We start from the raw sequence: 10324 nt of genomic DNA, 5'->3' as shown, positions 1-10324 counted from the left end.
TCCGCGAGCGTCCGCTCGACCTGCTCGCGGCGGGCCAGGAGCAGCGACTCGTCGGCCAGCTCCTGCTCGAGGGCCCCCCGTGCGGTGGCGAGGTCGTCGGCGAGGAGTCGCGCCCGGGCGTCGCGCACGTCGGCCTGGACCGTCGCCGCCTGCCGCGCCACCTCCGCCTGCTTGCCCAGCGGCTTGAGCTGGCGGCGGATCTCGACGAGCAGGTCGCCCAGCCGGGTGAGGTTGCCCTCGGTCGAGTCGAGCTTGCGGAGCGCCTTCTCCTTGCGCTTGCGGTGCTTGAGCACCCCGGCGGCCTCCTCGATGAAGCCGCGCCGCTCCTCCGGGGTCGCGTGCAGGATCGTGTCGAGCTGCCCCTGGCCGACGATGACGTGCATCTCGCGCCCGATCCCGCTGTCCGAGAGGAGCTCCTGGACGTCCAGGAGCCGGCAGGGCTGCCCGTTGATGGCGTACTCCGAGCCCCCGGAGCGGAACATCGTGCGCCCGATGGTCACCTCGGCGTACTCGATCGGCAGCGCGCCGTCGGCGTTGTCGATCGTCAAGACGACCTCGGCACGACCCAGCGGCGCGCGGCCCGAGGTGCCGGCGAAGATGACGTCGTCCATCTTGCCGCCGCGCAGGCTCTTGGCGCTGGCCTCGCCCATGACCCACGCCAGGGCGTCGACGACGTTGGACTTGCCCGACCCGTTGGGCCCGACGATGCAGGTGATCCCCGGCTCGAGCTGGAGGGTCGTCGCGGACGCGAAGGACTTGAACCCCTTGAGGGTCAGGCTCTTCAGGTACATCTGGCGGTCCTCTTCTCACAACCGGCGGGCGGGGAAGGCCAGTTCGCACACCCTACAAGCCCCGCCGCCCGGCCATCCGCCGCGACACCGCCTCGGCGACGAGGAGACCGTCACGGACACCGGACACCGGACACCGGACACCGGACACCGGACACCGGACACCGGAGGCCGGGCCGGGCCGGGCCGGGAGCGCATAGTCACGGCACAGCCGGATCTGCTTGAGTACCCCGGTGAGATTCAGGGGTGCATCTCGGGCTGGTCGTCGTCGCCCGCCACAGACACTGTTCGTGCTGGGCGTGGCCCGGTCGGGGACGACGGCGCTGGCCGACCTGCTCAACGCCCATCCGGAGGTCGCGCTGGGGATGGAGCGCTTCAAGCGGCTCCTCCAGCGCGACCGGATCGAGCAGCTGACCCCCGCGCTGCTCGAGCACGACCGGTTCTTCGACTTCTCCGACAAGCTCACCAACCTGACGCCCCAGCACGCCGGCTGGGCCGGCGCGCTCTACGCGCAGCTCGAGGCGAAGTGGGACACCGCGCGCTACGTCGGGGACAAGCTCACCGCCGTACCCGTGGAGGCCCTGCGACGACAGCATCCCGACGCACGCTTCGTCGTCATCGTGCGCGACATCCTCGAGGTGGCCGCGTCGTGGGACAAGAGGGCCACCTCCGCCGACGATCCGTGGAAGGCCGGGCGCGATGCCGCGATGGCGATCCGGCGGTGGAACGAGCAGAGCACGCAGACGCTCGCCGCCGCCCGGGCGTGGCCCGAGCAGGTGACGATCGTGGAGTACTCCCGCCTCTTCGGCGACCCGGACGCGGCCGCGTTCCGCGCGCTGCTCGACCGGCTCGGGCTCTCCTTCGAGCCGGCGGCCGACGCGTTCACGGCCGCGCACACGACGTACGTCGACGGAGTGCGCGACAAGGAGCGCAGCGTCGACCCCGACGTGCTGGCCCAGGCCGACGAGGCCGTCTGGAAGGAGCTCGTCGCGCTGTCGGTCTAGTGGCTCCCTGCCCTAGCCGCGCCCGTCCTCGGCGGCCAGTCGGCCGATCTCCCGCCACAGCGCGGCCAGCACGACCGCGGCGACGGCGAAGCCGAACCAGTAGGGCGCCGCGATCCCCCCGTGGTGCGACAGCGGGCCGGCGACGGCGGCGCCGACCACGAGACTGCCGGTCATCAACATCACGTAGACCGATCCGACCCGGCCGAGCAGCTCGGCCGGGACCAGTCGCTGCTGCACCGAGGAGTAGGTCGAGGCCCAGTAGCCCTCGTGAACGCCGAAGAGCGTGAACACCCCGAAGGCCACCCACGCCCGATCGGTCCAGGCCAGCAGCCCCCAGCTCGAGGTCTCCCAGATCAGGCCGATCCGCATGATCCGGCCGACGCTGACCCGCTGCTCAACCCAGCCGTAGGTCAGCGACCCGACGACGCCACCGACGGCGACGGATGCCAGCAGTAGCCCATAGCCGGTGCCCGTGAGACCGAGCCGCTCGTCGGCGTAGAGGACCATCGTCGCCCAGGCGGCGCCGTAGGCGAGGTTGAAGCCGAGGATCTGCAGGTTGAGCGTGCGGGTGGCGGCGTTGCTCCACGCCCACCGCCAGCCCTCGCGGATGTCGGCGACGGGGTGGTGCCGGTCGGCGGCGGCGACTCCGTGCGGCGGCAGGCTGAGTTGCGCGAGCAGGATCAGCGCGAGGCCCGCGCAGACGAGTTGGGTGACGAACGGCAGCCATTGCGCCGCGACGAACAGGGCGGCACCCACAGGCGGCGCGATCAGCCGGTTGATCCCCATCCAGCCGAACTGGAAGCGGGCGTTGGCGATGCCGAGGTCGTCCCGGTCGACGATCATCGGCAGCACGGTGCGACCGGCGGTCTGGGCGAGGGTGTCGGCGACGCCGAAGGCCAGCATCGTCAGGAGTACGACGGCGATCGGCGCGGCGCCGAGGAGCAGGCACCCGATCAGCACCACCAGGACGGCCGCGCGCAGGGCGGTGCCGATCACCATGAGGACGCGGCGGTCGTGACGGTCGGCCAGCATGCCGGCGTACAGGCTCAGGGCGAATCCGGGGAGCCAGTCGAGGAGCGCGGCCAGCGAGATGAGCCGGGCGTCATGAGTGCGGCTGGCGACGAGGAGCGGGCCGGCCGCGGTGGCCATGCCGCCGCCGAGGGCGTTGAGCCAGGACTGGCCCAGGAGAAGGCGAAAGCCGACTCCCAGCCGATCGGGTGCGATCAGGGTGAGGAGTCGGCTCATGGTCGGGCGGGCCGTGGTGCCGCCCGGGGAGACGCGAGGGTCAGGCGGGCTGCAGCTCCGCCGTCTCGGTCAGGGAGGCCTCGACGAGCTCGGCCACGCGGGCGACGAGCGTGTCGTTCTCGGTCTTGAGCGAGCCCACGAGCTCGGTCAGCTCGGCGACGCGGGCACGGAGCTTCGCGTTGTCGGTGACGAGGTGGTGGGGGTTCCGCAGGTCGGTGGGCAGGTGGCCCATCAGCGCCTTCGCCATGATGAATCCTTCGTTGGATCTGTCGCGGGAATCGAGGGGACGGGTGGCCCTGGAACTGCGAGAGGGCCGTCTCCAAGAGTCCCACCGATCGAGACGGCGGTCAAACCCTCGCGGGTCCGGCGGCGCGCCGGCGCGGGACGGGCTGGCAGACCGGGCAGAAGTACGACGAGCGGTTCATGAACGGCACCCGGCGGATCGTGGTCCCGCAGCGGGCGCAGGGGCGCCCCTCCTGGCCGTAGGCGTTGAGCGAGCGGTCGAAGTAGCCCGACTGGCCGTTGACGTTGACGTAGAGCGCGTCGAAGGAGGTGCCGCCCTGGGCGAGGGCCTCGCGCATGACCTCCGCCGCCGCGTCGAGGACGCGGCGCAGCTGGGGCCCGGTGAGCCGGGCGCCGGGTCGCTCCCCGTGGACCTGCGCCCGCCACAGCGCCTCGTCGGCATAGATGTTGCCGACCCCGCTGATCACGGTCTGGTGGAGCAGCAGCCGCTTGATGCCAGAGGCGGAGCGGCGCATCCGGGCGACGACCCTCTCCGGGTCGAAGGACGGCTCGAGCGGGTCCGGGGCGATGTGCGCGATCTCCGGCGGGATCACCGCTCCCCCGCGGCTGATTCCGAGGCCGCCGAACATGCGCTGGTCGACGAAGCGCAGCTCCCTGCCCTCCTCGATGCCGTCGCCGTCCAGCCCGAATCGGACGCGGAGGTGCCGCTCGTGCGGGGCGTCGACGGGCTGGACGAGCATCTGCCCGCTCATCCCGAGGTGGACGGTGAGGGCGTCTCCGGCGTCGGGGTCGTCGAGGGCGACCCAGAGGTACTTGCCCCGGCGGCGGGCGGCGACGAGACGCCGGCCGATCAGCTCGTCGACGAAGGCGGCCGGCCCGCCGGCGTACGCGCGGACGGGGCGGTGGTGCAGGACCTCGGCGCGGGTGATCGTCGCACCCACGACATGCCTCTCGAGACCGGCGCGGACGACCTCGACCTCGGGCAGCTCAGGCAACGCGGTGCTCAGGCGCCGGAGCCGTTGAGCTCCGAGTAGGCGGTCTCGGCGGCCTGCTGCTCGGCGACCTTCTTCGAGCCGCCGTGGCCGTCGCCGTAGAGGCTGTCGCCCACCCGCACCTGCGCGTGGAAGACCTTCATGTGGTCGGGCCCCTCGTCGGTGATGACGTACTCGGGGATGCCGAGGCCGCGCTCGGCGGTGAGCTCCTGCAGCGAGGTCTTCCAGTCCAGCCCCGCGCCCAGCGTGGAGGCCGCCTCGAGGAGCGGGTCGAAGAGCCGGTGGACGAGCACGGAGGAGACGTCGATGCCGCCGGAGAGGTGGACGGCGCCGATCAGCGCCTCGACCGTGTCGGAGACGATCGAGTCCTTCTCACGGCCGCCGGTGGCGTCCTCGCCGCGACCCAGCTTGATGTGCTCGCCGAGGCCGATCGAGCGGCCGACGCCGGCCAGGGCGCGCGCATTCACGACCGCGGCGCGCAGCTTCGCCAGCCGTCCCTCGGGAAGGTCGGGGTGCATCCGGTAGAGCGTCTCGGTCACCACGACGCCGAGCACCGAGTCCCCCAGGAACTCCAGGCGCTCGTTGGTCGGGATGCCGCCGTGCTCGTAGGCGTACGAGCGGTGGGTGAGCGCGAGCTCGAGCAGCTCGGGGTCCAGGACCGGATCCCCGAGCTGCGAGCGAAGGTCTGCGTAGTTCAGATTCAGAGGACCTGGCGGCGCTCGGACTTGGCGCCGTACTGCCCGCACTCGCCGCAGGCGCGGTGCGGCAGGTGCTGGGCGCCGCACGCCGGGTTGGCGCAGGTCACCAGGGTCGGCGCAACGGCCTTCCACGCCGAGCGGCGGTGGCGGGTGTTGCTGCGCGACATCTTCCGCTTCGGGACAGCCACGATCTTCTCCTCTTACTGCAGGTACGTCGGGGGTCGCCTGCGTCAGGCAACCGGACGAGTCTAGGGGGGAATGGCCCGGAGGCGTTATTCCTGGCTACTCCTGAGCCTCGGCCTCGGCTGCGAGGCCCACGAGCCCGGCCCAGCGCGGGTCGATCGGCTCCGCGTGCGCGTGGTCGGGATCCTCGTTGAGGTTGGCCCCGCACTCGGCGCACAGGCCGGCGCAGTCGGGGCGGCAGAGCGGCTGGAGCGGCAGGTCGAGGACGACGGCGTCGCGCAGCGCGGGCTCGAGGTCGATCAGGTCGCCGTCGGTGAGGCTGACGTCCTCCGATCCCGGCCCGTCGTCCAGCGTCGCGGCGTCGCGAGTGTCGTCGTACATGTACAGCTCCTGGAACCGCACGTCGATCTCGTCGTCGATCGGCTCCAGGCAGCGCACGCACTCCCCCGCGAGCGCCGCGCTCGCCTCCGCCGTCACGAGTACGCCGTCCATGACCGCCTCGAGGCGCAGGCCGAGCTCGATCGGCGACCCCTCGGGGACCGCGAGCATCTCGATGCCGAGGTCGGCCGGCGCCGGGACGGTGACGTCGAGCTCCCGCTGGGATCCGGGCCGGCGGCTCAGCTCACGGGTGTCGACGACGAGCGGCGAGCGGGGGTCAGGGCGGGAGGTGCTCACACGGAAAATCCTACGCGGCCGGCGATCAACCGCGAGACTTCGCGAGCTTGGCGGCCACGCGCTCGGCGACGAAGTCGGGCACCAGGCCGGAGATGTCGCCGCCGAAGGAGGCGACCTCCTTGATCAGGCTCGAGGAGACGAACGCGTTGTCCACCGCGCCGGGGAGGAAGACGGTCTCGACCCCGGTGAGGTGGAGGTTCATCTGCGCCATGGGCAGCTCGTACTCGTAGTCCGTGGCGCCACGGAGCCCCTTGACGATCGCGACCGCGTCGATCTCCCGGCAGAAGTCGACGATGAGCCCGCCGAACCCGGCGACACGGACGTTGGGCCACGGCTCGACGGCCGTGATGAGCATGTCGAGGCGCTCCTCGGGGGTGAACATCCTGCTCTTCGACGGATTGGTGCCGGTCGCCACGACGAGCTCGTCGAAGAGCCCGGCCGCCCGGCCGATCACGTCGAGGTGACCGTTGGTCACCGGGTCGAAGGAGCCGGGGCAGACCGCGCGCCGTGTCATGGCAACGAAGCGTAGGCGGTCTCACACCCTAGGGTGCGGGGGCGGTGGCGTACCAGAGGGTGGTCTCGCCGTACTTCTTGGGCTTCCAGGGCTCGAAGCCGGTGGGCCAGGTGGGCTCGGGGCTGCGCTTGGCACGCTCGAGGACGACCAGGCCGCCGGGGCCGATCCAGCGGTTGGCCGCGAGGAGGGCGAGATCGCCGCCGACGCGGTCGTCCTCGAGCGGGTAGGGCGGGTCGGAGAAGACGACGTCGTAGGGCGCCTGGGGCGGGGTCGCGAGCGCGTGGGCGACCGAGGAGGCGATGACGTTGGCGCGGGCGACGCCGAGCTGGCGGGCGTTCTCCCCGATGAGCGCGGCGGTACGCCGGTCCGACTCGACCAGGGTGATCACTCCCGCGCCGCGGGACCAGGCCTCGAGCCCGACGGCGCCGGAGCCGGCGTACAGGTCGAGGAAGCGCAGGCCCTGGAGCGAGCCGCACCACGACTCGATCGTGGAGAACAGCGCCTCGCGCACCCGGTCGCTCGTGGGCCGGGTGGCGGAGCCGGTCGGTGTCCTGAGCCGCCGACCTCCGGCCGAGCCGCCGATGATCCGGGTCATGCCGGGCTCACGACCGCTCCAGGTAGTCGGCCTCGGCGGAGCGCTCGATCTCCTCGACGCTCCGGCGCAGCAGCGGCGCGGCCAGGAGCTCGGGGTCGGCGTCGAGGAGCGTCGCGGCGGCGGCACGGGCCTCGGCGATGGTCTCCTCGTCGCGCAGCACGCGGAGGTTGCGCAGGCTCGAGCGGCCGCCGGACTGGCTGGCGCCGAGGATGTTGCCCTCGCGGCGCAGGTCGAGGTCGACCCGGCTGAGCGCGAAGCCGTCGGTGGTCGCCGCGACGGCGTCGATCCGCTCGCGGGCCGGCGTCCCCGCGGGGGCGTGGGTGACGAGCAGGCACAGGCCGGGCAGGCCGCCGCGGCCGACGCGGCCGCGGAGCTGGTGGAGCTGGGAGACGCCGAACCGGTCGGCGTCGAGGATGACCATCGCGGTGGCGTTGTGGACGTCGACGCCGACCTCGATCACGGTGGTGGAGACCAGCACGTCGATCTCGCCGGCGGCGAAGGCGCGCATGGTCCGCTCCTTCTCCTCGGCGGGCAGGCGGCCGTGCAGCGGTGCGATCCGCAGCCCTGCCAAGGGCCCGTCGGAGAGGCGCTGGAGGACCTCGGCGACCGCCTCGAGCGGGCGGGTCGGCAGCACCGGATCGCCGTTCTCGTCGACGTCGACCGCCTCCATCCACAGTTGCTCGGGCGTGTGCCCGTCGATGCGGGGCGCGACGACGTAGGCCTGGTGCCCCTTCCCGACCTCCTCGCGGATCCGCTCCCAGACCCGTGCCTCCCAGGCCGGGTGATCCAGCAGCGGGACGACCGAGCTCTGGATCGGGGCGCGACCGGCCGGGAGCTCGGTGAGCGTGGAGACCTCGAGGTCGCCGAAGACCGTCATCGCGACCGTGCGCGGGATCGGGGTGGCGGTCATGACGAGCGTGTGCGGCATGGCGAGGGCCTGGTCGGCCAGGGCCGAGCGCTGCTCGACGCCGAAGCGGTGCTGCTCGTCGACGACGACGAGGCCGAGGTCGGCGAACATGACCGTGTCCTGCAGCAGGGCGTGGGTGCCGATGACGATGCCCGCCTCGCCCGACGCGATGCGGGAGAGGACGGGCGTGCGCTGGGTCTTCGTCATGGAGCCGGTGAGCAGCTCGACGCTCGCGCCGCCGAAAAGGCCGCCCGTGCCGAGGCTGCCTCCATCAACTGCGGCGAGCATCGCCGCGATGGAGCGGAAGTGCTGCTGCGCGAGCACCTCGGTCGGCGCCAGCAGGGCCGCCTGGCCACCGGAGTCGACGGCGCGCAGCATCGCCCGCAGCGCGACGAGCGTCTTGCCGGAGCCGACCTCGCCCTGGAGGAGCCGGCTCATCGGGTGGCTGAGGGCGAGGTCGCGCTCGATCTCCTCCCCGATCGCGCGCTGGCCCCGGGTGAGCTCGAAGGGCAGCGTCTCGTCGAACCGCCGCAACAGGTCACCGTGGTCCCCCGTGCGCGGTGTCGCTGCCTGCTCGCGCAGCCGGCTGCGGCGGCGCTGCAGCACCAGCTGGAGCGTCAGCGCCTCCTCGAACCGGAACCTGCGCTGGGCCGACTCGACCTGCCCGAGGTCGTCGGGCCGGTGGATCCAGTCGTAGGCCTGGCGCAGCCCGATGACGTCGTACGCCGTGCGGAGCTCGTCCGGGATCGGGTCGGCCGGGTCCTCGGTCGTGTCGAGCGCGAAGCCCTGGAGCCGCAGCACGTCGATCGCGTCGACGCCGGCGGTGAGGGGGTAGAGCGGGAAGAGCGGCCGCTCGCTGATCGACGCCAGCCCGGCCTCGACGTCGGATCCGGCGTCGTCGTCGGAGCCGAACCGGATGATCTGCGGCGCGGTGAGCTGTGGCCGGTCGCGGAAGAAGCCGACCTTGCCGAGGAAGATCCCGCGGGTGCCCTCCGCGAGCCGGCGGGCCTGCCACTCCGCGATGTGCCGCTTCTTGGCGAAGAACGTCATCGCCAGGCGAGCGCCCTCGGTGCGCAGCGTGGCCTCGAGGCGATAGGCAGGACGGCCGGTGCGGCGGTCGGTGTAGCTGCGCAGGTCGCACGACGCGATCTCGCCGACGGCGGCGATGAGGTCCCCCTCGCGGAGCTGGTCGAGGCGGGTCAGGGAGCCGGTCGGGAGGTAGCGGCGCGGGAAGAGGTCGAGCAGGTCGCCGACGGTGCGCAGGCCCTTCGCCTTGGCGAGCTTCTCCCCCTTGGCGTTGCCGCCGAGCACCGCCGCGATCGGCGAGTCGTGCGTGATCACCTCACTCCACCCCGATCAGGAGCGGATAGCGTCCCTGGCCACCGTCGTAGGTCACCACCTCGACCGCGGGATATGTCCGCTCCACCCACGCGCCGGCCTCCTCGGCCAGCTCGCGGGCGCCCTTGTCCGAGCCGGCCACGATCGTCACGAGCTCGCCGCCTCCGCCGAGGAGCCGGCGCAGCACGTCGGTGGTGACCCGGTCGAGCTCGGTGCCGATGACGAGGAAGTCGCCGTCGACCGCGCCGAGGGCGTCGCCCTCCTCGCAGCGGCCGGCGCTCATGATCGCCCGATGGGTCGCGAGCGTGACGGCGCCGTGCCGGGCGTGGCTCGCCGCCGCCGTCATCTCGAGCACGGCCCGCTCGAAGGGCCGCTCCGGGTCGTGCACGGCCATCGCGGCGAGCCCCTGGACCTGCGCCTGGCTCGGCACCACCTCGACGCGGATGTCCGAGCGGGGGATGCGCAGTGCGGCGGCACGCGCGGCCTCCAGGGTCGCCGTGTCGTTGGGCAGCAGGACGACCTCGGCCGCGCCGGTCCGCTCGATCGTCTTGACCAGTCGTCCCACGGAGGGCCGCTTGCTGACCGAGCTGCGCAGCACGACCGCGCCGGCGTCGGCGAAGAGCCGCTCCAGGCCCTTGCCCGCGGCCACGGCGATCACGGCACGGCCGGCGCGGGCGCGCCGAGCGCCGGCCTGCTCGGCCTGCTCGATCTGCTGCGCGAAGTGCGTCACACGGATCCGGTGGGGACGCCCCGCCGCGATGCCCGCCTCGATCGCCGCGCCCACGTCGTCGACGTGGACGTGGACGTGCCACAGGCCGTCGCGGCCGGTGACGACGAGCGAGTCGCCGAGCGGCGCGAGGGCGGCGCGCAGCGGCGCCATCGCCGCGGCGTCCGCGTCGAGCAGGAACATCACCTCGTACGCCGGGCCCTCGGCCGTCAGGTCGCCCCCGGGATGGACCTCGGGCTCGCCCTTCGCGCGCTGCCGGCGGCGCCGCTTGTCCTCCCTGACCGCCTCGGCGGTCGCCTTCCGGACCGCCTTGCGGAAGCTGCGCAGCGTGCCCGTGGGCGCGTGCTCGGCCGCGTCCAGCACCACGGTCAGCCCGCGGGCGCCCGCGTCGACCACCCCGGCCTCGCGGAGCCGG

The 10324-nt window shown here is 72.8% G+C and carries 12 protein-coding genes; 1 reads left to right on the top strand and 11 read right to left on the bottom strand.

The annotated features are described in order from the left end of the window. A partial coding sequence (locus QM572_RS08265; RefSeq protein ID WP_415091938.1) for a chromosome segregation SMC family protein occupies window positions 1-791 on the bottom strand: 791 nt, incomplete at its 3' end. A gap of 287 nt (window positions 792-1078) precedes the next feature. Here QM572_RS08265 and QM572_RS08260 point away from each other — a divergent pair. Then, window positions 1079-1792, top strand: coding sequence for a sulfotransferase family protein (locus tag QM572_RS08260; RefSeq protein ID WP_415091936.1), 714 nt, complete (start codon window positions 1079-1081; stop codon window positions 1790-1792). Between the two features lie 12 nt (window positions 1793-1804). Here QM572_RS08260 and QM572_RS08255 read toward each other — a convergent pair whose 3' ends face one another. The 10 genes from QM572_RS08255 to QM572_RS08210 form a co-directional block, all read right to left on the bottom strand. Further along, window positions 1805-3037, bottom strand: coding sequence for an MFS transporter (locus QM572_RS08255; RefSeq protein ID WP_415091934.1), 1233 nt, complete (start codon window positions 3035-3037; stop codon window positions 1805-1807). Window positions 3038-3077: 40 nt separating this feature from the next. Beyond that, entirely contained in the window at window positions 3078-3284 is a 207-nt protein-coding gene (locus QM572_RS08250; RefSeq protein ID WP_415091932.1) for a hypothetical protein, read from the bottom strand. 100 nt (window positions 3285-3384) lie between these two features. Beyond that, on the bottom strand, window positions 3385-4275 hold the full coding sequence (gene mutM / locus QM572_RS08245) for a bifunctional DNA-formamidopyrimidine glycosylase/DNA-(apurinic or apyrimidinic site) lyase (RefSeq protein WP_415091930.1): 891 nt from the start codon (window positions 4273-4275) through the stop codon (window positions 3385-3387). A gap of 8 nt (window positions 4276-4283) precedes the next feature. Beyond that, a complete protein-coding gene (gene rnc / locus QM572_RS08240) occupies window positions 4284-5018 on the bottom strand; it encodes a ribonuclease III (protein WP_415091928.1) in 735 nt (244 codons plus the stop codon). Then, window positions 4973-5158, bottom strand: a complete 186-nt coding sequence (rpmF, locus tag QM572_RS08235; protein WP_415091927.1) for a 50S ribosomal protein L32 — start codon at window positions 5156-5158, stop codon at window positions 4973-4975. The genes rnc and rpmF overlap by 46 nt, the downstream gene beginning before the upstream one ends. Window positions 5159-5252: 94 nt before the next feature. After that, entirely contained in the window at window positions 5253-5828 is a 576-nt protein-coding gene (locus QM572_RS08230; protein ID WP_415091925.1) for a YceD family protein, read from the bottom strand. A gap of 25 nt (window positions 5829-5853) precedes the next feature. Then, window positions 5854-6342 carry a pantetheine-phosphate adenylyltransferase gene (gene coaD / locus QM572_RS08225; protein ID WP_415091923.1) on the bottom strand — a complete coding sequence of 163 codons (489 nt, stop codon included), beginning with the start codon at window positions 6340-6342 and terminating at the stop codon, window positions 5854-5856. Window positions 6343-6370: 28 nt separating this feature from the next. After that, window positions 6371-6937: a 16S rRNA (guanine(966)-N(2))-methyltransferase RsmD gene (rsmD, locus tag QM572_RS08220; RefSeq protein ID WP_415091921.1), complete on the bottom strand. Its 567-nt coding sequence runs from the start codon at window positions 6935-6937 to the stop codon at window positions 6371-6373. Between the two features lie 7 nt (window positions 6938-6944). Beyond that, the gene (locus tag QM572_RS08215; protein WP_415091919.1) at window positions 6945-9185 is read right to left on the bottom strand and encodes an ATP-dependent DNA helicase RecG; all 2241 of its coding nucleotides are present in this window, start codon (window positions 9183-9185) and stop codon (window positions 6945-6947) included. Window position 9186: 1 nt separating this feature from the next. Beyond that, window positions 9187-10324: Dak phosphatase (locus tag QM572_RS08210; protein WP_415091917.1), on the bottom strand; the 1138-nt coding region annotated here is incomplete at its 5' end.

The sequence above is a fragment of the Nocardioides sp. genome (assembly GCF_047607365.1).
Taxonomy (GTDB): Bacteria; Actinomycetota; Actinomycetes; order Propionibacteriales; family Nocardioidaceae; genus Nocardioides.
Note: the sequence above shows the minus strand (reverse complement) of the source record. Positions and strands in the feature narration are given on the sequence as shown.

Coding starts and splice junctions, on each gene's coding strand:
- rsmD (WP_415091921.1), bottom strand. CDS start 6,937: ATGACCCGGATCATCGGCGGCTCGGCCGGAGGTCGGCGGCTCAGGACA.
- QM572_RS08250 (WP_415091932.1), bottom strand. CDS start 3,284: ATGGCGAAGGCGCTGATGGGCCACCTGCCCACCGACCTGCGGAACCCC.
- QM572_RS08255 (WP_415091934.1), bottom strand. CDS start 3,037: ATGAGCCGACTCCTCACCCTGATCGCACCCGATCGGCTGGGAGTCGGC.
- coaD (WP_415091923.1), bottom strand. CDS start 6,342: ATGACACGGCGCGCGGTCTGCCCCGGCTCCTTCGACCCGGTGACCAAC.